The organism is Ruegeria sp. CH6 (assembly GCF_056537005.1).
Genome location: NZ_JBQFQS010000001.1, coordinates 119,169 through 143,501, shown reverse-complemented (window position 1 = coordinate 143,501; position 24,333 = coordinate 119,169). Strand labels below are relative to the sequence as shown.

The 24,333-nt window shown below is 58.7% G+C and carries 22 protein-coding genes; 11 read left to right on the top strand and 11 right to left on the bottom strand.

All coding sequences use genetic code 11. From position 1 onward, the window contains the following. Positions 1 to 23: 23 nt before the first annotated feature. On the bottom strand, positions 24 to 965 hold the full coding sequence (locus ACR0CW_RS00720) for a pirin family protein (RefSeq protein ID WP_480739686.1): 942 nt from the start codon (positions 963 to 965) through the stop codon (positions 24 to 26). Between the two features lie 272 nt (positions 966 to 1,237). On the opposite strand from ACR0CW_RS00720, the gene ACR0CW_RS00715 reads away from it, so the two are divergent. Continuing rightward, complete coding sequence (locus ACR0CW_RS00715; RefSeq protein WP_480786482.1) at positions 1,238 to 2,017, top strand: bestrophin-like domain; 780 nt, start codon at positions 1,238 to 1,240, stop codon at positions 2,015 to 2,017. A gap of 34 nt (positions 2,018 to 2,051) precedes the next feature. On the opposite strand, the gene ACR0CW_RS00710 is transcribed toward ACR0CW_RS00715, so the two are convergent. The 3 genes from ACR0CW_RS00710 to ACR0CW_RS00700 form a co-directional block, all read right to left on the bottom strand. After that, the gene (locus tag ACR0CW_RS00710; protein WP_480786481.1) at positions 2,052 to 2,396 is read right to left on the bottom strand and encodes a 5-carboxymethyl-2-hydroxymuconate Delta-isomerase; all 345 of its coding nucleotides are present in this window, start codon (positions 2,394 to 2,396) and stop codon (positions 2,052 to 2,054) included. A 52-nt stretch (positions 2,397 to 2,448) separates the two neighbouring features. After that, positions 2,449 to 3,375: an ornithine carbamoyltransferase gene (gene argF / locus ACR0CW_RS00705; protein ID WP_480786480.1), complete on the bottom strand. Its 927-nt coding sequence runs from the start codon at positions 3,373 to 3,375 to the stop codon at positions 2,449 to 2,451. A gap of 75 nt (positions 3,376 to 3,450) precedes the next feature. After that, positions 3,451 to 4,638: an acetylornithine transaminase gene (locus tag ACR0CW_RS00700; protein ID WP_480786479.1), complete on the bottom strand. Its 1,188-nt coding sequence runs from the start codon at positions 4,636 to 4,638 to the stop codon at positions 3,451 to 3,453. Between the two features lie 291 nt (positions 4,639 to 4,929). On the opposite strand from ACR0CW_RS00700, the gene ACR0CW_RS00695 reads away from it, so the two are divergent. Both ACR0CW_RS00695 and ACR0CW_RS00690 read left to right on the top strand, forming a co-directional pair. Further along, complete coding sequence (locus tag ACR0CW_RS00695) at positions 4,930 to 5,814, top strand: DMT family transporter (protein ID WP_155144996.1); 885 nt, start codon at positions 4,930 to 4,932, stop codon at positions 5,812 to 5,814. 107 nt (positions 5,815 to 5,921) lie between these two features. After that, complete coding sequence (locus tag ACR0CW_RS00690) at positions 5,922 to 7,157, top strand: MFS transporter (RefSeq protein ID WP_480786478.1); 1,236 nt, start codon at positions 5,922 to 5,924, stop codon at positions 7,155 to 7,157. Here ACR0CW_RS00690 and ACR0CW_RS00685 read toward each other — a convergent pair. Then, complete coding sequence (locus tag ACR0CW_RS00685; RefSeq protein ID WP_170331299.1) at positions 7,154 to 7,957, bottom strand: ABC transporter permease; 804 nt, start codon at positions 7,955 to 7,957, stop codon at positions 7,154 to 7,156. The two genes, ACR0CW_RS00690 and ACR0CW_RS00685, sit on opposite strands and share 4 nt — an antisense overlap. 127 nt (positions 7,958 to 8,084) lie before the next feature. On the opposite strand from ACR0CW_RS00685, the gene ACR0CW_RS00680 reads away from it, so the two are divergent. Genes ACR0CW_RS00680 through ACR0CW_RS00670 form a run of 3 tightly spaced genes read left to right on the top strand, consistent with a single transcriptional unit; the run spans position 8,085 to position 10,058 of the window. Next, positions 8,085 to 8,660 (top strand): GcrA family cell cycle regulator, encoded by a 576-nt coding sequence (locus ACR0CW_RS00680; protein WP_480739693.1) that lies wholly within the window; start codon positions 8,085 to 8,087, stop codon positions 8,658 to 8,660. Between the two features lie 26 nt (positions 8,661 to 8,686). Continuing rightward, positions 8,687 to 9,310 (top strand): NUDIX hydrolase, encoded by a 624-nt coding sequence (locus tag ACR0CW_RS00675; protein ID WP_480786477.1) that lies wholly within the window; start codon positions 8,687 to 8,689, stop codon positions 9,308 to 9,310. Positions 9,311 to 9,317: 7 nt separating this feature from the next. Beyond that, the gene (locus ACR0CW_RS00670) at positions 9,318 to 10,058 is read left to right on the top strand and encodes a hypothetical protein (RefSeq protein ID WP_480786476.1); all 741 of its coding nucleotides are present in this window, start codon (positions 9,318 to 9,320) and stop codon (positions 10,056 to 10,058) included. Between the two features lie 3 nt (positions 10,059 to 10,061). Here the strand turns inward: ACR0CW_RS00670 and ACR0CW_RS00665 are convergent, their stop codons facing one another. After that, positions 10,062 to 11,138 (bottom strand): DUF2235 domain-containing protein, encoded by a 1,077-nt coding sequence (locus ACR0CW_RS00665; RefSeq protein ID WP_170331291.1) that lies wholly within the window; start codon positions 11,136 to 11,138, stop codon positions 10,062 to 10,064. After that, complete coding sequence (locus tag ACR0CW_RS00660) at positions 11,116 to 13,407, bottom strand: xanthine dehydrogenase family protein molybdopterin-binding subunit (RefSeq protein ID WP_480786475.1); 2,292 nt, start codon at positions 13,405 to 13,407, stop codon at positions 11,116 to 11,118. The genes ACR0CW_RS00665 and ACR0CW_RS00660 overlap by 23 nt, the downstream gene beginning before the upstream one ends. Before the next feature lie 164 nt (positions 13,408 to 13,571). On the opposite strand from ACR0CW_RS00660, the gene ACR0CW_RS00655 reads away from it, so the two are divergent. The 4 genes from ACR0CW_RS00655 (at position 13,572) to ACR0CW_RS00640 (ending at position 19,329) form a co-directional block, all read left to right on the top strand. After that, positions 13,572 to 14,471 (top strand): phytanoyl-CoA dioxygenase family protein, encoded by a 900-nt coding sequence (locus ACR0CW_RS00655; protein WP_480786474.1) that lies wholly within the window; start codon positions 13,572 to 13,574, stop codon positions 14,469 to 14,471. 83 nt (positions 14,472 to 14,554) lie between these two features. Then, the gene (locus ACR0CW_RS00650) at positions 14,555 to 17,659 is read left to right on the top strand and encodes a valine--tRNA ligase (protein ID WP_480786473.1); all 3,105 of its coding nucleotides are present in this window, start codon (positions 14,555 to 14,557) and stop codon (positions 17,657 to 17,659) included. Positions 17,660 to 17,793: 134 nt separating this feature from the next. Beyond that, a complete protein-coding gene (locus ACR0CW_RS00645) occupies positions 17,794 to 18,957 on the top strand; it encodes a benzoate/H(+) symporter BenE family transporter (protein WP_480786472.1) in 1,164 nt (387 codons plus the stop codon). Between the two features lie 39 nt (positions 18,958 to 18,996). Further along, the gene (locus tag ACR0CW_RS00640) at positions 18,997 to 19,329 is read left to right on the top strand and encodes a DnaJ family domain-containing protein (RefSeq protein WP_480786471.1); all 333 of its coding nucleotides are present in this window, start codon (positions 18,997 to 18,999) and stop codon (positions 19,327 to 19,329) included. Here the strand turns inward: ACR0CW_RS00640 and ACR0CW_RS00635 are convergent, their stop codons facing one another. Both ACR0CW_RS00635 and ACR0CW_RS00630 read right to left on the bottom strand, forming a co-directional pair. Next, a complete protein-coding gene (locus ACR0CW_RS00635) occupies positions 19,330 to 20,112 on the bottom strand; it encodes a crotonase/enoyl-CoA hydratase family protein (protein WP_480786470.1) in 783 nt (260 codons plus the stop codon). Between the two features lie 65 nt (positions 20,113 to 20,177). Continuing rightward, positions 20,178 to 21,248 (bottom strand): SMP-30/gluconolactonase/LRE family protein, encoded by a 1,071-nt coding sequence (locus ACR0CW_RS00630; RefSeq protein WP_480786469.1) that lies wholly within the window; start codon positions 21,246 to 21,248, stop codon positions 20,178 to 20,180. Positions 21,249 to 21,340: 92 nt separating this feature from the next. Here ACR0CW_RS00630 and ACR0CW_RS00625 point away from each other — a divergent pair, with 92 nt between their 5' ends. After that, entirely contained in the window at positions 21,341 to 22,453 is a 1,113-nt protein-coding gene (locus ACR0CW_RS00625) for a pyridoxal phosphate-dependent aminotransferase (RefSeq protein ID WP_480786468.1), read from the top strand. On the opposite strand, the gene ACR0CW_RS00620 is transcribed toward ACR0CW_RS00625, so the two are convergent. Together ACR0CW_RS00620 and ACR0CW_RS00615 are read right to left on the bottom strand one after the other, a co-directional pair. Beyond that, a complete protein-coding gene (locus ACR0CW_RS00620; protein WP_480786467.1) occupies positions 22,450 to 23,646 on the bottom strand; it encodes a pyridoxal-phosphate-dependent aminotransferase family protein in 1,197 nt (398 codons plus the stop codon). The two genes, ACR0CW_RS00625 and ACR0CW_RS00620, sit on opposite strands and share 4 nt — an antisense overlap. A gap of 51 nt (positions 23,647 to 23,697) precedes the next feature. Then, on the bottom strand, positions 23,698 to 24,333 hold the full coding sequence (locus ACR0CW_RS00615) for a bifunctional 4-hydroxy-2-oxoglutarate aldolase/2-dehydro-3-deoxy-phosphogluconate aldolase (protein WP_170331273.1): 636 nt from the start codon (positions 24,331 to 24,333) through the stop codon (positions 23,698 to 23,700).

Here is a 24,333-nt window from a genome sequence, read left to right as displayed (position 1 = left end):
ACCGTGACGTCGCAGAGCTGACGTCAGCGCGCCAGTCGCGGGCGGGTACGCTCAAGTTCGGCCGAGATCGGGATGAATTCCTGATCGTCACCGGGGGGCAGATGAAACGCGCCGTTGGCCCAGTCGGCGGTTTTCCATTCACGGGTCGCGTTTTCGATCTTTTCCTTCGAGGAAGATACGAAGTTCCACCAGATATACCGCTCTTCATTCAGTGTCGCGCCACCCAGCAGCATCAGGCGCGCGCCCTCAGGGCCAGCCTTGACTGACAGATGGTCACCGGGGCGGAAAATCATCATATGACCCGCGTCAAAATTGTCGCCAGCAACCTCAACTGAACCCTGAGTGACGTAGACACCACGGTCCTCATGATCGTCGGGCAATGGGAACGAGGCACCGGGTTCAAGCTGCACATCCAAATAAAAAGTCTCGGACAGCATCGAAACCGGGCTGGTTTCTCCATAAGCGGACCCAAGGATCAGACGCGCGCTGACACCTGCATCCTGAATATGTGGCAAGGCCCCCTGTTTGTGATGCTCGAACTCAGGTGCCATGTCTTCGTGCGCCTCGGGCAGCGCGAGCCAGGTCTGAATGCCAAACAAGCTGTGGCGCTTGCTGCGGGTTTCGTCACTGGTGCGTTCGGAATGGGTCACGCCTCGGCCAGCCACCATCCAGTTGACCTCACCCGGATAGATCATCTGATGCGTGCCAAGGCTGTCACGATGCTCGAACTCGCCCTGATACAGATAGGTTACAGTGCCAAGGCCGATATGGGGATGCGGACGAACGTCGATGCCGCCTTCGGTAATGAACTCGGCCGGCCCCATCTGATCGAAGAAGATGAAAGGACCGACAAGCTGGCGTTGAAGAGAGGGCAGCGCACGTCGCACCTCAAAGCCGCCGATATCGCGGGCTCGTGGGATGATTAGCGTGTCGAGGGCGCTGTTTTGGCTCGGGTTCCAGCTCATGACTGATCTCTCGATCTCGATCCGGGGTTTGAATTCATGAATTCACAGATAATGCGAGCCGGGATCTCATAAAGTGCGCGCACGCACAGATCGGGTGCGGATCGCGATGACCTTCGCTGTACTGTCCTGACTGGCTTCGGGCATAGCGCGATGGGGTTATTGCCAGAACGTCCTGAAAATAAACATCTTATCAGAACGCAAAATCTCTTTCCCTGATTGAACCTGCTGGCTAAGGTCGCCGGAAGCAAGACAACTAACCGGACGTATTACCCTTGATCTTCAGCAGTATTCTCTTTGTCGGCGGCACATTCGCGCTGACCTTCGGCAGCTATTTTCTGATGCGCTACGTGCTTGGTGAACACCGGGTGTTGGAATCGCAGGATCTGGCATCATCCACCGCATTTCGCATGGCTGCACTGTTGGGCCTGATGCTGGCGCTGGTGTTTTCTCAGGAGTTGTCCAACCTGAACAAGCTAAACCAGACAATCGGACGTGAGGCAAACAAGCTTGAAAGCGTGTTTCACGACCTGAAGCAATATGGCGGCCCGGAAGCAGCCGAACTGCAGCGTGATATTGCATTGTATGTACATGAGGTGATTGAGGTCGAATGGCCCTTGCTGGATGTAAACAAACAGCTCAGCCCCAATGCGGATCAACTCTGGGCAAAGCTATATGATTCCATCCTGAACCTGCCTGCCACTGATGACAGGCAGAGATGGTTGCGCAATCGGATGCTGACACAAATTTCCGAGGTTGGGGATGAGCGCAGTACGCGTGAGATCGTGGCCCTGACCGACGTCAATCCGGCATTCTGGGTCATCACCTTTGTCGGGATTTCCGCAATTGCCGCGTCTTTTCTGGCTTTCCCGCCGGTGTTTGGCAACATGATCTTGCTGACGATCTATGCGGGTTATGTCGGCACCGTGCTGTTTTTCATCAACAGCTTTGATTACCCGTTTTCAGAGTTTGGCGGGGCCCAGCCTGTGGCCTTGCAAATCCTGTTTGATCATTACCTTCAGCCACTTGTTCCCCCGGGCAGCGCACAGGGATAACAGAAAGAACCTAGGTCGGCGGCAGAACCAGTCGTCAGCGTGACAGGCGCTTTGCGTAGGTGGTTCGATTCATTTCGACCTCTTGCACCGTGATACTGCCGACCCCAGGCATGGCCGAGGCCAGCGCGTCGAGGATCAGAGCGTTGAGCGCGGCGCGCGTGGTTTCGCTGCGGCCCTGCATCAACAGCAGCGTGGCGTGGACGAATGTCTGGGGGTCGGTCCCAATCCGGTAGAACGCGACAGGAGTGGCCCGAATTTTCAACGCATCGGCGTCGAACTCTGCATGTGCAGCCAAAACGGTGAAGAGGTCATTGCAGATCGCCTGAAAGTCATGGGTTTGTTCAAGACCTTCGGAAAATTCAAGGGTCACGTGAGGCATGGATTGCTCCGGAATGTGGGGGCGGGCCGCGGGGACCCGCCCGATGACAGCTTTACACGCCCAGACACCAGCGCATGACCGCCTTTTGGGCGTGCAGCCGGTTTTCGGCCTCATCAAAGATGACCGAATTCGGACCATCCATGACTTCAGAAGTCGCCTCTTCCTCGCGGTGCGCAGGCAGGCAGTGCATGAACAGCGCGTCAGGTTTGGCGTAGGACATCAATTCGGCATTCACCTGATACGGGCGCAGCAGGTTATGGCGGCGTTCCTTGGCCGACTGGGAATCGTGCATCGAGACCCAGGTATCGGCAACCACCAGATCGGCGCCTTCTACGGCTTTGAACGGGTCACGCTCGACCACGATTTTTGAACCTTTCTGCCGCGCCAGTCCCATGAACTCTTCTTCGGGATCGAACTGGGCCGGGCCGGTGAAGGTCAGGTCGAAACCGAACTGGCCCGCCGCATGCAGGAATGAGGCGCAGACATTATTGCCGTCGCCGGTCCAGACTACCTTTTTGCCTGCGATCGGACCGCGATGTTCTTCATAAGTCTGAACATCTGCCATGATCTGGCAGGGGTGGGTGCGATCAGTCAGGCCGTTGATGACGGGAACATCGGAGTATTCCGACATCTCGGTCAGGATGGTTTCGTCAAAGGTTCGGATCATGATCATGTCGACATAGCGCGACAGGACGCGCGCGGTATCCGCGATGGTCTCGCCATGGCCCAGCTGCATATCCTTGCCGGACAGAACCATGGTCTGACCGCCCATCTGACGTACGCCCACATCAAAGGACACGCGCGTCCGGGTGGATGGTTTTTCAAAGATCAGGGCGACCATGCGACCTGCCAGCGGCTGTTCGTCATCAGGGGCTGCCTTGGGGCGACCAAGGCGCGCCTGCTTCATCGCCGCGGCCTGATCGATCATGCCCCGCAGATCGGCTGCATCAGTTTTGTGTATATCGAGGAAGTGGTTCATTTCACTGTCACTTTTAGCTATCGAGAGTCGGGGACGCTGCCCCCGGCCCCCCGGAGTATTTTGGAAAGACTAGGATCAGGCGGTGGCGAGGCTGGCCTCGACCTGTTTGGCCGCTTTTTCGAGGCGGATCATCGCCTGCGCGATGTCGTCTTCGGTCAGCGTGAGCGGAGGCAGCAGGCGGATCACGTTATCAGCGGCAGGAACGGTTATGACCTCGTTATCATAACCGGCATTTACGACGTCGATATTGGTGGCCTTGCACTTGATGCCCAGCATCAGGCCCGAGCCGCGAACCTCTTCGAACACTTCGGGATGATCGGCAACCAGTCCCTCGAGTTTCTGACGCAACAAGCCAGCCTTGCGGTTCACACCCTCAAGGAAGGCAGGGGTTGCCACCTGATCCAGCACGGCGCACCCCACCGCGCAGCCCAGCGGGTTGCCGCCATAGGTGGAGCCATGCGTGCCAGCTGTCATGCCAGAAGCTGCATCTTCGGTTGCCAGAACAGCGCCAAGCGGGAAGCCACCACCGATGCCTTTGGCGACCATCATGATGTTGGGTGTGATACCTGCCCACTCATATGCAAACAGCTTGCCGGTCCGGCCGACACCACATTGTACTTCGTCCAGGATCAGCAACAGGCCGTTGTCATCACAGATCTGACGCAGCGCCTTGAGTTCCGCATCGGGCACCGGGCGAATACCGCCCTCACCCTGAATGGGTTCGATCATGATGGCGGCAGTCTTGTCGGTGATCGCATTGGTCACGCCGTCCAGATCACCAAACATCACATGCACGAAGCCGGGCAACAGTGGACCGAAGCCCTTGGTCATCTTCTCGGACCCGGCCGCTGCAATACCAGCAGAGGACCGGCCGTGGAACGAACCGTCGAAGGTGATGATTTCAACACGCTCGGGCTGACCTTTGTCATAGAAATACTTGCGGGCCATTTTTACGGCCAGCTCGCAAGCTTCGGTACCCGAGTTGGTAAAGAACACGGTGTCGGCAAACGTATGTTCGACCAGCTTGTCGGCCAGCGCCTGTTGCTGCGGAATCTGGTAGAGGTTCGAGACATGCCACAGCGCATGCGCCTGTTCGGTCAACGCGTTGACCAGTGCCGGATGTGCGTGACCCAACGCGTTCACGGCGATGCCCGCACCCAGATCAAGGAAACGTCGCCCGTCCGCCTCGGTCAGCCAGGCGCCTTCGCCCTTCACAAAGCTGAGGGGCGCACGATTATAGGTCGGCAAAACGGACGGGATCATCGGATCATCCTTTTCGATAGGTTGAGCCCAGTGACTGATACACTGAGGCCGGGTTCGTCAACTGATTTGGTGGGATTTGCGCTGATTTGGACAGCACAAAGGGATCAAACGGGCCGGTTACGCAAAAAAGCGTCGGCGTCGGAGGCGCAGGATATGTGCGTGTTTGATCATGGGACGCCGTATAGCGACAGGAATGCGATCTGAAAACCCAAAATCCTGTAGTACCGGAATTCTGATGCGGTTTTGCATTTCCGGCTTGCCATTTGGCATCGGCTGCCGCACCGCTTACGCATGTTCGTTCCCAAGAGCCATAATCCGGCGCTGGCCGCCATTCTGATCTTTGCGGCAAGCGCATTGATTGCGGGCACCACGCTGCTGGCCAAGGCGCTAGGCACGGATACGTTGGGTCCGGCGCTGCATCCGATGCAGATCAGCCATGGCCGGTTCATGTTTGCCTTTCTGGTAATCATCAGCGCCGTAGCCATCCTGCGACCGCCCCTGCGACGGCCGCATTGGGGCCTGCACATCGGGCGGACGACTTTTGGCTGGACCGGAATCACTCTGATGTTTGCCTCGGTCGCCTATATCCCTATCGCGGATGCGACCGCGATTTCGTTTCTGAACCCGGTGTTTGCCATGGTTCTGGCGATCCCGCTGCTGAAAGAAGGTGTTGGTCCGTGGCGCTGGCTGGCGGCGGCTGTTGCCCTGACCGGTGCCCTGATCCTGTTGCGCCCAACGCCTGACAGCTTTCAGCCCGCAGCCCTGCTGGCGCTGTCCGCTGCTGCGGTGATCGGGATGGAGCTGATCTTTATCAAGAAGCTTTCGGGCAAGGAGATCCCCATCCAGATTCTGCTGGTCAACAACTCGATGGGGCTAGCGATAGCCACTGTCGCGGTGGTGACCGTCTGGGAACCTCCGACGCCCGAACAATGGGCCGCATTGGCGGGGATCGGTGTCCTGATGGCCTGTGCGCAGGCCTGTTTTGTCAATGGCATGGCGCGGGCAGATGCTTCGTTTGTGGCACCAATCAGCTATGCCACGCTGATCTTCGCGGCATTCTATGACTTTGCAGTGTTCGAGGTTGTGCCCGATATCGTGAGCGTCATTGGATCAAGCATCATCCTGACCGGTGCGCTGATCCTGGTCTGGCGCGAGGCACGCGCGAGAGCCAGCTAACAAAAATTTCCTGCGGAATGTCTGCGGGCGACCCCCATGTCGCAATCCCTCATGAAACCAAAATCGAATGGCGCAATTTGAGCGCAGTTGATTAGAGAGATTGCGCCATGCATGAACGTCGTATCCCCGAATGGGTTCGCCATGCCCCAGCCCCGTCTGTTCGTGATTTCGGCATCCTTGCCGGATTCGAAGCGATTGTTCGTGGCATCCTGATATCCGTCTTTCCGCTGGTCATGTACCGGGCCCTAGGTGATGCCTCATCCGTCTCATTCCTGTATTTTCTGGTTGGGATCGTTTCGCTGGCCGCCGGGTTGATGGTGCCTTTTCTGATCCGTTTCGTACCGCGCAGATGGGCCTATTCCGCAGGCTGCGTCATGTTCATTGCCGGTGCCCTGTTGGCGATCGAAGGCAGCCCCGAGGCGGTCGTAGGCGCGCTTGCACTGAACACCGTGGCTGCGGTTGTGACGTTCATCTGCTTTAACGCTTATGTGCTGGATTACATCAGCAAGATCGAACTGGGCCGCTGCGAAACCAGCCGTATGTTCTACAGCGCCTTAGGTTGGACCGCAGGCCCGATGGCCGGTGTATTGCTGATGGAGGTCTGGGCCCCCGCCCCCTTTGTCATCAGCGCCGTTGCAGCAACTGCCATGCTGATCATGTTCTGGGCGATGCGGTTGGGCAACGGAAAGCTGATCACCAAGGCACGAGTGCAAGCCAAGAACCCGCTGGCGTTTCTGCCCCGTTTCTTTGCTCAGCCCCGGTTGGTTGCCGGTTACCTGTTTGCGATGATCCGGTCCTGCGGTTGGTGGATCTACGTGGTGTACCTGCCGATCTTTGCCATTGAGAACGGTCTGGGGGAACAGTTGGGCGGTATCCTGCTGTCGGTCACCAATGCGATGCTGTTCGTTGCCCCGCTGATCTTGCGGTGGGTGCAGGGGCGTTCGCTGCGTTCGGCTGTACGGGTCGGATTTGCGGCCTGTGCCGCGTGCTTCCTTGCCGCTGGTTTCATTTCCGGCTGGCCTGAGGCCTCGGTTGCGGCGCTGGTCTTTGGATCGGTCTGGTTGATCGTATTGGATATCTGCGCTGGTCTGCCCTTCCTGATGGCGGTCAAACCGTCGGAACGGACTGAAATGTCAGCCATCTATTCCAGCTACCGCGATGTCTCGGGCATTCTGACCCCGGGAGTTGCCTCGCTGGTCTTGTTGGTCACTCCGGTTGCAGGTGTCTTTGCCGCGGGTGGGTTTGCCCTGTTTGGGGCATGGGCCGTTGCAGCGCGGCTGCACCCTCGTCTGGGTCGACCACGGGTGCCGCTGCAGCCGGGATCACTGGCAGAACCAGCCTAGGCCTTGAGGCGGTACCCGGTCCGCAACATCTGCCAGGTTAGTGCGCAGATCAGCAGGGTCGCTGCCGAGCAGACGGCAAGGCCCAGATAGGGCGAGCTGTCGGATACGCCGATCATACCATACCGCAGCCCGTCGATCAGGTAGAACACCGGATTGACGTGGCTGATCCGGTTCAACAGCGGCGGCAAAGCGTCAACCGAGTAGAAAGTGCCGGACAGGAAAGCCAGCGGCGTGACGATGAAGTTGGTGATCGCTGCCATCTGATCGAACTTGTTGGCAAAGATGCCGGCGAACAGGCCCAGCGCACCCATAAACGCCCCGCCAAGGATCACGAAGAGCAAGGCAATCAGCGGATTTACAGGCACCAACCCAAGCACCAAGGCCAGCGCCGCAGCAACGACAAACGCGATGAGCACTCCGCGAGCGACACCCCCCGCCAGATAGCCCAGCAGAATCTCCAGCGGCGACAACGGCGGCATCAGCGTATCCACGATATTGCCCTGTACCTTGGCAATCACCATCGAGGAAGAGGTGTTGGCAAAAGCGTTCTGGATCACCGTCATCATCATGATCCCGGGTGCCAGGAAGGTCAGAAAAGGCACGCCCATTACATCCGGTCTGCCCGGACCAACGGCGATATTGAAGATCAGCAGGAACAATCCGGCGGTCACAAGCGGCGCCAAAAGCGTCTGCGTCCATACAGTCAGAAACCGCAGAGTTTCTCGTTGCGCAAGCGTATACAGCCCCATCCAGTTGACCACACCAAAACGGCGCGTGTCCTGATCTGTAAGATTCTGCATGCTCTGCCCCCAACTGATTCGAAGATAGCTTGTAACTCGGGCCGCAGTGATTAGAATAGGGGGCTGAGACGAATTCCGAAGGCGGCCCGAATCCGGGGCCGCTTTCCCGCTTTTTGAAAGGCTGACGATGTCCTGGACTGACGAGCGCGTAGAACTGCTAAAGAAAATGTGGGGCGAAGGCCAGTCGGCAAGCCAGATCGCCAAGGAACTGGGCGGTGTGACCCGCAACGCGGTGATCGGCAAGGTGCACCGTCTGGGCCTGTCGAACCGCGCAACCGGCGCAAGTCCGGCCAAGGCGGAACCCAAAGAAAAACCGGCACCCGCACCAAAGGCCGAGGCCAAGCCCAAGCCCGCACCAAAAACCGAACCGGCCCGCCCGACCCCGGCACCGGCTGCCGAGGCGAAACCGGCAACACCGCCACGTCGCCAGATTATTCCGGCCGGTCAGCCCCTGCCGCCGCAGCCTTCGGCCAATGAAATCAGCCCCGAGGCGCTGGCCAAGGTGAATGAGGTCGAAAAGAAAGCCAAGAAGCTGACCTTGATGGAACTGACCGAGAAAACCTGCAAATGGCCCGTGGGCGACCCCGCGACCGAGGATTTCTGGTTCTGCGGCCTGCCCGTTGAACAGGGCAAGCCCTATTGCGAAGCGCATGTGGGCGTGGCTTTCCAGCCCATGAGCTCGCGCCGCGACCGGCGGCGGTAAGACCTGTGCGCCAGGATCCGACAGCGATGGAGGATACCTGGCTTGCCCGGGCGAAACGATTGCTGGCGCTGGCCGAAACCGGCCAGCACTTTACCAAAGACCCGTTTGATCGCGAACGATACGACGAGATCGCGGATATGGCCCGCGCCATGCTGGCCGATCTGGGGCAAGTTCCGCTGTCGCGTATCGACGGTCTGATTTCCAAACACGCGGCAGGATATGCCACGCCCAGCATCGATATTCGCGGTGCGATTATCCGTAATGAGCGGATCCTGCTGGTGCGCGAGCGCAGTGACGGGAAATGGGCAATGCCCGGTGGCTTTGCGGATATCGGCAGTTCTCCGGCAGAAAACATCGAGCGTGAAGTTCTGGAGGAGGCCGGACTGAGTGTGCGGGCGCGGCATCTCTATGCACTTCGCCACAAAGCGCGGCATCCCTACCCGGCAGACGCGCGGGATTTCTATAAGCTGTTTTTTCTGTGTGATGAGACCGGGTTTGGCGAACCGGTGGCTGGAGAGGAAACCAGCGAAGCGGCATTCTTTGACTTAACCGAATTGCCTGAGTTGTCCCTGACCCGAAATCTGTCTTCGGATATTGATGCTGCATTTGAGCGGTATCGCACGAATGCACTCGGGACTAAGTTCGACTGAACGCAATATGAAGTTCAAAGTTCTTGTATGTATCTATGCCGCTCTGATTTTTGCGGCCTACATGCAACCTCTGAACCACCAGTTGGTCGCCCCAAACAATGAGACTCAACTCCCGCTTTTTGTGTTGGTCATGTATTTGTCCGCGTGGTTAGCCCCCATGCTACCAGCGTTGATTGCCTGCTTTGCCCTTTTGGGAATGAAGCGGTTTCCGCGCCTTGTAGCAAATTTACTTGCAGTAATTTCGATTATGGCCGGATTGATCCTTAATTTGGCTTCTAGTGTGTTTTCGCTGTTCTCTAACACGCAGGTTTTACATGGGGTTACGCTGACAATCGCTGTGGCGACCAGCTTTCTCATCTGGTCCAGCACTGGCGACAGAGAGTTTCCTTCTCGATGGGTCAAAATAGGGCTATCAGTGTCAACCGCCGCGGCGCTCTGGTCGGTGCTAACTGTTCCCATGATCCTGTTTCAGGCACGATGGATCGCTGACGGATCTCCTTATTGCATCGCACATCACGGGCGAGGTTCCGAAATCAGTGGTTTCTCGGACCTACGTGGATTCTCGTTTTACACTGAAAAAACTGGTTACAAATCTACATCTGAATGGTTTTTCCACGGGCTGATGATCGTCAATTTCCCAGATAGTGAGGCAGTTTACAACTGGTCACCGCGGGGGTGGCGGTTCGATCAAATAGCTGACCCGGGTGTCTTTATTGAGCCCGTCGGAAACGCCTGTGTCCCCCACTGACCCCTACTGCGCAGGATGCGAAGGTAGGTCCGGCATCGGCACCCAGCCCGGCAAATCGTCAGGTGAGACCGAGACATGCAGCCGTTCTGATCTGTCTCGCCCCACTTTCCGGTGCTTGCGCAGCAGGAAAATCTTGCCCCAGCCGCGCCATGTTCCGACCGATGTTGCATTGGGATCGGTGGGGAAACGGTCTCGCCAGCCTTCAGGCAGGGGCAGACCGTGCAGTTCGGCTTTGTCCAGCATCCAGACGAGTGAAATATTGCTGAGGGGCCGGGCCTCTTCATAACCGTTCAACTGACCGCCGACATCACCATGGGTGCCGCGGAACCAGACCTGATCGACATGGCCCTTGAATTCGGGCGTACATGTCCACAGCACGGGCTCGTACACTTCGCGCGTCTCGTCCAGTGCCATGGCGTGGTACCCGTGGCGGATCGATGGTCCCAAGCGGTGGTTATGGAAAGCATGGCGTTCCTCGGCCCAGCGCCAGAGCAATGGCAGGCGCAGACCCAACGCTTTGACGGTGTCCCAGACACCCACCATTTCGATCGCCACTTCTTCGTGGCAGAAATTGCGACGAAAATCGCGTGCAGCCGCACCGCCTGGATTGCATTCGTAATGGCGGTAAGCTTGTTTGATATTACGTTCGGTCGCGTGTTCAGCTTTGAGAAGGCCGATCATGTCGAGTACGCCAGCAAGGCTGCGCACACCGTAAGCGCCCCGCGAATAGCCGATGAAATAAATCCGGTCTCCGGGTTTGTAGCGCGATGCGAGATAGCCATAGGCACGACGGATCTGGCGATTGATCCCGCGCCCCATCATCACATCCAGCGAGGATTTCCAGTTCTCCCATTGCACGCCCGCCTCGTAGAACACTGACACGCTGCTGCCCATTTCGCAGCACAGGCGATAGGTCTGACCGGCATGGGTTTCATAACCCTGCTCCAGCGTGGACATGGTGCCATCAAGGATGATGACATGGCTGATCGGTTCGCGGTGGCGCGTCTCGGCGGAGTGCTCGGACCGTAAGGGGCGCCCGAGCCATCCCAGAACCTTTTTACTCAGCCGCGACAGAACCATGCGTCAGCAATTCCCATACTTTGTGAGGTGTGAAAGGCATATCCGCCTGCCGCACCCCGTGATCCCAGAGCGCATCCTGCACCGCATTTGCCACAGCGGCCAGCGCGCCCACGGTGCCTGCCTCGCCACAGCCTTTCATGCCCATCGGGTTGGCCGTTGACGGAACCGGCGCCGAGGTAAACTTAATCATGGGTACGTCTGCAGCGCGGGGCAAGGCGTAATCCATGAACGTTGCCGTGAGCAGTTGTCCCTCGGCATCATGGACAACGTGTTCATTCAGCGCTTGTCCGATACCCTGAACTACCCCGCCATGCACCTGCCCTTCGGCCAGCATCGGGTTGATAAGGTTGCCGAAATCATCAACCACAGTGTAGCGGTCAACGGTCACGACACCGGTGTAAGAATCGATCACGACCTCGGCAACATGGGCGCCATTCGGATAGCTGCGTGCCTCAAGCGTTGCTCGGGCTTCATGCTGCAAAAGGTCGGTACGGCCATCAGCACGCGCCATATCAGCCGCTTCGATTAGGGTCGGCGTCAGGTTGGAACCCGGCGCGCGAAAGGTTTCATGGTCGAAGATCACATCGCTTTCCTCGACCCCCATCTTATCAGCAAGATACGGCGTGAATGCGGCAACCATCGTATCGACCGTGACCAGCGTTGCATTGCTTTGCGTGGTGACCGAACGTGATCCGCCGGTTCCGCCCCCTTGCGCCAGCCGGTCGGAATCGCCCTGAACAACATTGATCCGATCCGCAGGAATCCCGGTCTGATCCGACAGAAACTGTGCATAGACAGTCTCATGCCCTTGCCCGTTTGATTGTGTCCCCACATAAAGGTTCACGGTCCCGTCCTCGCAAAACTCGACCTTTGCACCTTCGGAAGGATCACCCAAAATGCTTTCGATATAGTAACAAAGCCCCTGCCCGCGGATCAGGCCACGTTCGGCGTCCTTAGCTTTGCGTCCGGCAAAGCCCTGTGTCTGGTCGCCCGCCCGTGAGAGGACCATGTTGAAATCGCCCACATCATAGGTTTCGCCGGTTGCTGTCGAATAAGGGAACGCGTCCGGGCGGATGAAATTCCTGCGTCGCAGATCCCATGGATCGACGCCCAGTTCGCGCGCTGCGCGGTCCATGACGCGTTCCAGCACATAGATCGCCTCGGGACGGCCCGCACCTCGATAGGCGTCGACCTGCGTGGTGTTGGTGTAAAACCCCTCAACCCGCAGATAGGTGGTTTGAACGTCGTAGACCCCCATCAGAACCTTGCTGAAAAGGTTGGTCTGGATCGCCTGCCCGAAGTGACTGTTGTAAGCCCCCAGATTGACCTTGCTGTGCACCCGGTAGGCGGTGATGCGATTGTGTTCGTCAAAGGCCAGTTCTGCCAGTGAGGTCAGATCGCGGCCATGATGATCAGACAGCATCGCCTCGGTCCGGCCCGACATCCAGTGCACGGGTCGATCCAGCTTCATCGCGGCCGCGGCAATCGAGAAGTATTCGGGATAGGGCATGGCCTTCATACCAAAACCACCACCGACATCCGGGGTGGTTACACGAATGGATTCCGCATCAAGCTTAAGCTTCTGGGCCAGCTGCGCCTTCATTCCCCAGACACCCTGCCCCCCATATGAGAAATGCAGGCGACCATCGCTAATACTGGCCTGACAGCCTCGTGGCTCAATCGAGTTCACGATGACCCGATTGTCATGGACGTTCAGGGAAACCGTGCATGCAGCAGCTTGAAAGGCGGCTTCGGTTGCAGCCTCATCCCCCATGCCCCAGTCAAAGGCGCGGTTATCCGGCGCCTCGGGATGCAGGGTTTCCCCCCCGGCTTGAAGATCCAGCTTGGCGGGCAGGTCATCCGTGTCCATCCAGATCAGTTCAACTGCATCATGGGCTTGTTCCAGCGTGTCTGCGATCACCACCGCCACCGGTTCACCCACGAAACGCACGCGATCCTTGGCCAGCATGTGTCGCGCGGGTGCAGCACCTGAGGATCCATCGCGGTTGGGCACGACCGTTGCACTCATTTCTGTATCAAAGCCTGCATCGGTCAGATCGTCGATTGTCAGGACCAGGTGCACGCCATCAGCCTCGCGCGCGGCATCCAGATCAAGCGAGGTGATTTCGCCATGGGCAACCGGGCTGCGAAAAAACACTGCGTGCAGCGCATCCCCGGGGATCGCGTCATCCATGTATTGACCCTGCCCGGTCAGAAATCGCTGATCCTCGGTCCGTTTGACCGATTGGCTTTTGCCGAATTTTTCCATTGCCTGATCCTCTGTCTGCCCACCGTCGCGACACTAGCTTTCTGCCAATTGATGTCCAGAGCCCTGAACATGGACGTGAGGCGACCTGCATGTCGCAAAAAGCAATGCCAGATCCGGAATGTGCTTCGTAGTCTGAAGATGTGGTTCAGCCTGATGGAGATATCATGACAAACCCAATCACCCTGACGAACGGTCGCCTGACACCAGAGCAGATCGATGATTACTGGGAAAGCGGCTTTGTCTTTCCGATACCTGTGTTCAACAACTCGGAAGCAGCTGATCTGCGCTCCGAACTGGAAGAGATCGAGCGTGACTGGCGCGAGGCTGACCTGCCGCTGCCCCTGAACATGTACAAACGCGTGAACGCGCATGTGGTGATGCCGCTGGTGACACGCATAGCGCTGGACGCACGGGTACTGGATGTGATTGAGGGAGTTCTGGGGCCTGACCTGCTGTTGTGGTCAGCGGAATTGTTCATCAAAGAGCCGCACACCAAGCAGGTGGTCAGCATGCATCAGGATCTGACCTATTGGGGCATGGGCGAGACACCGGATCAGGTAACGGCGTGGATCGCATTGTCGCCTGCGACGGTCGAGAGTGGGTGCATGGATTTTGTCAGGGGCAGTCACAAGAACCCGATCCTGCCGCATACCGACACTTTCTCGGACAACAACCTTCTGTCACGTGGGCAAGAAATTGCGGTTGAGGTGGCCGAAAATGACAAAACCCATATCGAACTGCAGCCGGGTCAGATGTCATTGCATCACGGTCTGACCATTCATGGCTCCGGGCCAAACGTGTCGGATGACCGGCGCATAGGTCTGGCAATTCGATACCTAAACCCAAATGCACAGCAAAAGGTAGCTGATCGCGACTATGCCATTCTGGCGCGGGGTGAGGACCGGGTCGGGAACTTTGTTCACATCCCGGAGCCGACCGGGTTGTTCGCCGCCAACGCGTTGGATCTGCATGCGCGTATCCGGGCCGATCAGACCAAGGCACTGGCCCAGGGCGCGGCCGAGACCCTGCATCTGTATGAACCTGCACCACCAAAGGCTGGCTAAACAGCCGCGCAGACCCTTCCCCTTCCCTTACGCATTCGCTATTGCAGGCGCTGACCCGAGATTGATGACGCAGGACGCACCCCATGGCGATGGAAAAGACATTCAACGCGGCCGAGGCCGAGGCCCGCATCTACAAGGCCTGGGAAGAGGCCGGAGCCTTTAAGGCAGGCGCGAACAAATCGCGCGACGAGAGCTTTACCATCATGATCCCGCCGCCGAACGTGACGGGCGCGCTGCATGTGGGCCATGCGTTCAACAACACGCTGCAGGATATCCTGACCCGCTGGCACCGGATGCGCGGCTTTGACACGCTGTGGCAACCCGGACAGGACCACGCCGGTATCGCCACGCAGATGCAGGTCGAGAAAATGCTTGCTGCCACTCAGCAGCCCGGTCGACGCGAACTGGGCCGCGAAGCGTTTCTGGACAAAGTCTGGGAATGGAAAGGCGAATACGGCGGTACGATTATCGAGCAGTTGAAACGTCTTGGCTCGTCCTGCGACTGGTCGCGTAATGCCTTCACCATGGCAGGTGCGCCGCGCGACCCGCGTACCGGCCATGAGAACTCGCCGAACTTCCACGACGCGGTCATCAAGGTCTTCGTCGACATGTACGAAAAGGGCCTGATCTATCGCGGCAAGCGTCTGGTCAACTGGGACCCACATTTTGAAACCGCGATCTCGGACCTCGAAGTCGAGAATATCGAAGTCGCGGGCCACATGTGGCACTTCAAATACCCGCTGGCCGGTGGCGAGACCTATACCTACGTCGAAAAAGACGAAGACGGGAACGTTATTCTCGAGGAAGAACGCGACTATATCTCGATTGCCACGACTCGCCCGGAAACCATGCTGGGCGATGGCGCGGTTGCGGTTAATCCCTCGGATGAGCGGTATGCACCCATCGTTGGCAAGCTCTGCGAAATCCCGGTTGGCCCGAAAGAGCATCGCCGCCAGATTCCGATCATCACCGATGACTACCCTGATCCCGATTTCGGCTCGGGCGCGGTGAAGATCACCGGTGCGCACGACTTCAACGACAACATGGTCGCCAAGCGCGGCGGCATTCCGATGTACCGACTGATGGACACCAAAGGCGCGATGCGGGCCGATGGTGCGCCTTACGCGGAAGAAGCTGACAAGGCGCAGGAATACGCGCGCGGCAAAGAATTCACCGAGAACGAGATCGACGCGATCAACCTGATCCCCGACCACCTGCGCGGCCTCGACCGGTTCGAGGCGCGCGCCAAGGTTGTCGAAGAAATCACCGCAGACGGCCTCGCAGTCATGACCCGCGCGGATGACCCACGTCTGGGATCAACCGCTCTTAAGCCCGATCACGAAGGCGCGGATAAGCTGGTGCCGCTGGTCGAGAGCAAACCGATCATGCAGCCCTTCGGTGACCGCTCGAAAGTGGTGATCGAGCCGATGTTCACCGACCAATGGTTCGTCGATGCTGAAAAAGTCGTCGGTCCCGCGCTGGATGCGGTCAAGGATGGCACGGTCAAGATCATCCCCGAGTCGGGTGAGAAGACCTATTACCACTGGCTGGAAAACATCGAGCCCTGGTGCATCTCACGCCAGCTATGGTGGGGGCATCAGATTCCGGTTTGGTATGGGCCGGATGGTCTGACGGTCTGTGCGGAAGATCGCATGGAAGCGCTAAGCGCTGCTGCAGACATACTGAAAAAGAAGCATGGAATCGCAGATGGAAAGATCATAGTTGCCGATGTAACTGATCTTGAAAAATACCCCGCAGAGCTTGATGAGAAAGCTTATGATCTGAAGCTGGAGCCCCAGTTAATATTGGATTCCAGCAATGCGCCACAAAAGTTGAACGACGGTGCAGTGTTGTTTGGTTTGCGCCGCGACCCCGATGTCCTCGACACTTGGTTCTCCTCCGGTCTCTGGCCCCTTGGCACACTGGGCTGGCCCGAGCAAACTGAGGAACTGGAACGTTACTTCCCCACAGATGTCCTAATCACCGGCTTCGACATCCTGTTCTTCTGGGTCGCCCGGATGATGATGATGCAACTGGCCGTAGTGAACGAAATCCCGTTCCACACCGTCTATCTGCACCAGCTCGTCCGCGACGAGAAGGGCAAGAAGATGTCCAAAACCACCGGCAACGTCATTGACCCGCTGGAAATCGTGGACGAGTTCGGCGCCGATGCGCTGCGCTTTACCAATGCCTCGATGGCGGCAATTGGTGGCGTGCTGAAACTGTCCAAAGAGCGCATCACCGGCTACCGCAATTTCGGCACCAAGCTGTGGAACGCCGTCCGCTTTGCCGAGATGAATGAGGTCTTTACCGACGCCGTGCCGCAGCTGGACGTGGCCGACCTGAGGCCCAAAGCCGCCGTGAACCGCTGGATCATCGGTGAAACCGCCCGCGTGCGGGAAGAGGTCGACGCGGCACTGGAAAGCTATCGCTTCAATGATGCGGCCAACGGACTCTATGCCTTTGTCTGGGGCAAGGTCTGCGACTGGTACGTAGAGCTATCGAAACCGCTGCTGCAGGGCGACGACGCCGAGGCACAGGCCGAGACCCGCGCCACCATGCGCTGGGTTCTGGATCAGTGCATGGTCCTGCTGCACCCGATCATGCCCTTCATCACCGAAGAGCTGTGGGGCCTGACCGGTAGCCGCGCCAAGATGGTCGTCCACGCCGACTGGCCGACCTACGCCGCTGCTGACCTGATCGACGCGGATGCGGATCGTGAAATGAACTGGGTGATCTCGGTCATCGAAAACACCCGCTCGGCCCGTTCTCAAATGCGGGTTCCTGCTGGCCTCTATGTGCCGATGCTGGTGACTGAGATCGACGCGAATGGCCAAGCCGCATGGGACCGCAACGAAGCGCTGATCAAGCGCCTCGCACGGATCGACAGCCTGACCAAGGCGGATGAACTGCCCAAAGGCACCATCTCGATTGCCGCCCCCGGTGCGTCCTTCGGCCTGCCACTGGCGGATATCATCGATATTGGCGCGGAAAAGGAACGGCTGGAAAAAGCCAAGGGCAAGCTGGCCAAGGAACTGGGCGGTCTGCGCGGGCGCCTGAACAACCCCAAATTCGTTGCCTCGGCTCCGGAAGAGGTGGTTGCGGAAGCCAAAGCCAACCTCGCCGCACGCGAAGAAGAAGAAGCGAAACTGGACGAGGCGCTGGCCCGACTGGCGGAAATCGCCTGACCCTTCTTCAAAATCGAACGCTTTGAACCCCGCTGAGCCAAGCCCAGCGGGGTTTTCATTTACCCAACGGCTTTTCCCCTTGTTCCCAGCGGCTTGTGGTTGTTAGCAATTCCTCAAATGATCTTGAGGCAGTGATGGCACGTCCCCTTCCCCCAGTGCAGACGATTTCAACCGGCCTTGTGGTGGCCGTTGTCGGCTTTTTCAGTTCTTTCCCGATCGTACTGCAAGGCCTCGCTGCCATGGGTGCCTCGGCAGCTGAATCCGCATCCGGGTTAATGATGGCTGCAGTGGCGATGGGGCTGGCGGCGATCTTTCTCAGCCTTTGGTACAAGCAGCCGATCAGCGTGGCCTGGTCCACGCCCGGGGCGGCGTTGCTTGCAGTTTCGGCGACACCTGCCACAGGATTCTCGGGTGCGGTAGGTGCGTTCCTGTGCGCTGGAGCGTTGACCGTTCTGGCAGGCCTTTGGCGACCGCTGGGACGGTTGGCGGCAGCAATACCAACCACACTGGCGCAAGCCATGCTGGGCGGGGTTCTGCTGCCGTTGTGTATCATTCCGTTCAAGGCGGCAGTTGAGCTGCCATGGCAGGCGCTGCCCGTCATCCTGACTTGGTTTGTTGCTGGGCGGATCAACCGGCTGATCGCAGTTCCTGCTGCGGTTATTGCGGCGGCAATCGTCGTTGTTCTGAACGCGGGCGACAGTTCGGTCCGGCCCGAGTATCTGGTGGCTGCCCCTGTCTGGACCATGCCAACCTTCTCGGTCGCTTCGGCCGTGGGGATTGGCATCCCACTGTTCATCGTCACTATGGCAACACAGAACATCCCCGGTATCGCGGTGATGCGCAGCTTTGGCTACTCGCCGCTCGCCGGTAGGCTGTTCTCGGCCGTTGGAGGCGCCAGCATCTTATCCGCGCCGTTCGGAGCACCCGCCACCTGTCTTGCCGCCATCACTGCAGCGATGTGCTCGAACGAAGACAGCCACCCAGACCCGAACCAGCGATATTGGTCGGCGGTCATGGCGGGTGTGTTCTACTGCGTTTTCGGCGTCTTTGCGGTGGCGATTACCGGCTTCGCGGCCCACGCCGATCCGATGTTGATGGGGACATTGACGGGTATTGCCCTGATCGGCGTCATGGCAAACGCGACCTTTGCTGCGCTGGAAGTTCCTGCCGAACGAGAGGCTGCAATCCTGACCTTTGCAATCACCGCCTCGGGCATCACCGTATTTGGCTTGGGCGCGGCGGTCTGGGGCTTGGCGGCAGGCGGTATTGCGTATCTGGTAACCAAGCGGGCGCGGTGAGCGCTTTCGCCTGCACCCGTGGTGGAGTATAGTTCGGCCATGCTTGGATCACTTGGAAAACTGGTAGAGCGTCAGATCAAGAAGGCGCAAGCCGAAGGACAGCTGGAGGGGCTGGATGGTGAAGGCCAACCCTTGCCAGACCGTTCAACCGAGGCGCAGACTGACCCGGCCCTTGCAGCCGGACACCGGATCATGGCGCAAGCCGGTGTTCTGCCCGAGGAGTTCGGGATCAAGAAAGAGCTGGACGCAGCACGAAAGGCCTATCCCTCACTGACAGACCCGGCTGAACGCAAGGCTGCGATGGCGCGCATCGCGGACCTTGAGATGCAGTATAATATGGCCCGCGACGCCCGCAGGGCCTTTATGCGGTGATCACTTGAATTCCGGCTTTCGGCCTTGCATCTGGGCCGCGATGACCTCGATCTGATCCGGTTTGCCAATCAGTTCCACCTGTTCGGCAGATTCTTCCAACAAAACCTCGGCACGGGACTTGCTTTCGGCCACTTCAATCAGCCGTTTGGCTGCACGGATCGCTGATGGACTTTTGCCTGCGATGTCTTCAGCCAGTGCCAATGCTTCGGTCAGAGGATCGTCCGAGAGTTTCGTCACCAGCCCCCAGTCTGCCGCCTGTGGGGCACCAATCGGGCGCGCAGTGTAGGTCAGCAGGCGCAATACATCCGAGCGGACGAGTTGCGGCAGCAGGGCCATGCCCCCCATATCCGGGATGATGCCCCATTTCATTTCCATAACCGCCAGCTTGGCCTCTGGATGTGCGATGCGGACATCTGCACCCAAGGCAATCTGCAGACCGCCGCCATAGGCGACCCCCTGTATGGCGCAGATCACCGGCACCGAAACGCGACGCCAGACCATGGCAAGTTCCTGCATCTCATTGGCATCCTCATGGCAGCGGGTCATAAGCCATTCGGTCGGATCCATATGAGCCATCTTAGCAAAGCTCGCCATGTCGAGACCGGCACAGAAGCTTTTGCCTTCACCTGACAGGACAACGGCGCGGGCATCCGAGGCCGCGACCTCCTGCCCGGCAGACAGGATCGCCTTGACCATCGCATCGTCCAGCGCATTCATCTTGTCGCCACGGGTCAGCGTGACATGAGCAATGTGGTCTTTATATTCGACAGATACGCGCGCCATGCGAGCCTCCCAATCCTGCTTTTCAAGACAATGCCCCGAAAGGCCTGCACAGTTCCACAGCGACGTCAGGGCATCCGTGATACAGGCATCCGACCGAACCATGGTGAATCAAGCGTCATGACGTAAAACTGGTCATCTACGATTTTGCCACCGGTCGTGATCCCCAGTCGGCCATCCGGATCCTGCAGGGTCCGCAAGATGTTTCCCTGCCCATCGAACTGCACGATCATCCCGCGGTGGATTGGGGCCGGTCGCACCATCGGCCCCAGTCGCCAGATCACTTTGCGCAGGAACGGATAGGGCATGAGCGCTTCGGACGGCACACGCGGGCTGGCGAAGGCCACCCAGTAAGTGCCATCCCCCTGTGCCTCGAGATTGTCGGGATAGCCGGGCAGATTATCGAGCAGCACTTCGGTCTCACCCGCCCGGGGGCCTTTCAGCCAGAGCTTGTGGACTCTCGCCCGCCCGGTTTCAGCAATAAGCAGAAAGTCCTCATCCGGCGACAGTGCTACGCCGTTGGTATAGACGAAACCTTCGGCAATTTTCTCGGTCGTACCATTCGGTGCGTGTCTGGCAACATAACCGGTATCAGATTGCTCCCAGATCGTAAGAACCGAGGTCGGTTTGGTTCCGCCCATGGTTTCGGGATCAAAGCGATCCGAGGAATTCGAAAAATAGACCGTACCATCCTGCGCGACGTCCAGTTGGTTGGCGTAGATCACCGGTGCACCGTCAATTTCCGATACGACGGCCTCCAAAGTACCCGGCCCAGTCCAGCGCATCAGGCCTCGGAAACTGTCGGCGATAAAGAGCGCCCCGTCCGGCCCCGCCTTCAGACCTAATGGTCGACCGCCCAACCGGTCGACCTCAACCGGTTTATCCCCGTCGATGCGGTAGAGAATACCGGACAAGCTTGTGGTGTATATCGTGCCATCCGGGAGGACAGCCAGATCTTCGGGGCCGATCTCACCTTCTGGCAGAGTGATGAGTTCAAGCCCGTCCAGATGCCTGTTCTCTTCGAAATCACCTGTGAAACCTAGCGGTTCAGGTGGTTCATACGCAACTGGTGCGACCGGGACAGGCCAGAATATCAGATAGGCAAGCCCGACAAGAACCAGGATCAGAAAATAGCGCATGACACCTCCTGCAACGTTTAGGTGCACCCTGCAGGGGAAGCAGCGCCAGAGCAAGGCTTGCCCCGACCGCAGGCTTACGATTATCTGCGCGCATGACTGGTCCCCGATACACCCCGCTTGCCCAATCCCTGCCCGCGACCGTGCCATTTGTAGGCCCCGAAACGCAGGAGCGTCAGCGCGGCGCGCCCTTTGCTGCACGTCTGGGGGCAAATGAAAGCATATTTGGCCCTTCCCCCCGCGCGATCGAGGCGATGCAGCGGGCAGCGGGTGATCTTTGGATGTATGGCGACCCCGAGAACTATGATCTGCGTCATGCATTGGCGGCTCATCATCGTGTAAACCCCGAGAATATCGTTGTTGGTGAGGGGATTGACGGTCTACTGGGCTATCTTGTGCGCCTGATAGTAGGCCCGGGCGATGCAGTCGTGACCTCGGACGGCGCCTACCCAACCTTCAACTACCACGTGACCGGGTTTGGTGGGGATTTGCACAAGGTGCCCTATACTGGTGATCACGAGGACCCTGCCACCTTGTTCGCCAAGGCGGGTGAGGTGAATGCCAAACTTGTCTATTTGGCCAATCCTGACAATCCGATGGGCAGCTGGCATTCTGGCAAAGAAATCATTGCGGCAATGGAGGCGCTACCCGAAGACTGCCTGCTGGTACTGGACGAAGCCTATGTGGAATGTGCGCCGGAAGGGACAGCCGCGCCTTTGGCGGCAGATGATCCGCGTGTGATCCGGATGCGGACGTTTTCCAAAGGGTATGGCATGGCCGGTGCACGGGTGGGATATGCCATTGGTGCCGCCGAACTGATCGCGTCCTTCAACAAGGTTCGCAACCATTTTGGTATGAACCGCGCGGCACAAGCCGGGGCATTGGCTGCCCTGCAAGACAAAGAGTGGCTGACGCAAGTTCAGGAAAGGATCACTCAGGCACGCGAGACAATTGGGCAGATCGCACGCGATAACGGGCTGGTCCCCCTGCCCTCGGCCACCAACTTTGTTGCGATTGATTGTGGGCGTGACGGAGAATTTGCAAAGGCTGTACTGAATGCACTGGTGGATCAGGGCATTTTCGTTCGTATGCCATTCGCCGCCCCCCAAAACCGCTGTATCAGGGTAAGCTGCGGTGAGGCCGCCGATCTGCAGGCCTTTGCCGCCGCACTGCCCAAGGCATTGGCGACGGCAAACAGCCAACTCTAATCTTTATCGGCCAACGCGGCTGCCGCTGCCTCCAGTGCTCCGGCTCCGCGCGGGATGTTCAGGGCGGCCATCGCCGTTTCGACACCCCCCAGCATACCCATCACCATCTGGCCGTTGAGGTGCCCCATATGACCCAGACGGAAATAGGAATCTTCACACGCCATACCCAGACCAATGCCCAGCGTAAGGCCCAAGTTAGATTCCGTGTAGTCGCGCAGTGGTGTGCCCCGTCCTTCGGTCAGGCGCAGCGCAGTGACCGCGCGGCTGCGATGCGCGCGATCTGAGACGTTGAGATGCAGCGCACCGCCTTCGGCCCATGTTTCACAGGCAGCCCAGACCGCGTCGGCCAGTCGCTCGTGACGAGCCCAGACATGTTCCAACCCTTCGGTATGGATCATGTCCAGCGCGGCGCGCAGACCATAGATATGGTGGGTCGGGGCAGTGCCGCCAAAATACTGATAGAACCAGTCCGGCTCAGCACGCGGTTGCCAATCCCAATAACCTGAGACACGAGGCATCAAGGCGCGTTTGGCCTTTGCCTTATCGTTGAAAAACACAAAAGAAACACCCGCCGGGACCATCAGACCCTTCTGGCAGGCCGCAACCATGACATCCACGCCCCAAGCATCCATTTCGAACCGGTCGCAGCCCAGCGAAGCGATGCAATCCGCCATCAGCAAAGCCGGGTGGTCCAGTTCATCCAGCAAATCGCGCAGAGCCGGAATGTCGTTTCGGATCGAGCTTGAGGTATCGACATGCACTGCCAGAACACCCTTGATCCGATGGTCTTTGTCAGCCTTCAACGACTCGGCAATCCGGTCGAAATCCCAAGGGGACGATGTTCCGAAATCGATGAGTTCAACCTCGGCACCGATCGCACGGGCCATTTCGGCCCAGCCATGGGTAAAGCGGCCTGAGGCCGGAGCAAGAATGGTCTCACCCGGCGCAATGACGTTGGACAGCGCCCCTTCCCACGCACCATGACCGTTGGCAATATAGATCGCCACATCATGACGTGTACCGGCCACCCGGCGCAGGTCTTCGGTCAGGGCGGGCATCATTTCGACCAGTTCACCCGCATAGATATTGGGGGATGGACGATGCATTGCCTGCAACACCGCATCGGGTATGACGGAAGGTCCGGGAATGGCGAGATAATCGCGCCCGTGCGCGAGAGAAATTTTGCTTGTCATGAGATCGACCTGTACGAATTCACGCCTACCCTAGCGTGGGCTTTCGCGACGTCAATCCATCAGAGAGGCAGCCTCGCGCGCAAGTGTTTCGATACCCGACCAATCTCCGCCAGAAACCATCTGTTTGGGCGCAACCCAGCTGCCGCCTGCGCAGACAACATTGGACAGAGACAGGTAATCACGGGCATTTGACGTAGATACGCCACCAGTCGGGCAAAATTTGATCTGCGGCAGCGGTGCGCCGATGGCCTTCAGAGCGGGTGCACCTCCCGAGGCTTCGGCCGGGAAGAACTTGAGCATGTCATAACCCTTTTCGAGCAGCGCCATGGCTTCGCTTGCGGTGGCCGCACCGGGCAGCAGCGGCAAGCCTTCAGCCTCGCAGGCTGCGATCAGGGCATCTGTTGCGCCGGGGGATACGCCAAACTGTGCGCCGGCCTCTTTGGCGGCACGAACGTCTTCGGGTGTGACCAGAGTGCCAGCCCCAACAACCCCACCGGGCACTTCGGCCATGGCGCGGATCGCGTCCAACGCAGCGGGTGTGCGCAACGTGACCTCAAGCGCAGGCAGACCACCCGCGACCAACGCCTCGGCCAGAGGGCGCGCCTGTGCCGCGTCATCGACGACCAGAACCGGAACAATGGGCGCAAGCGCGCAGATTTCGCGGGTACGTTGGGACTTGGATGTCAT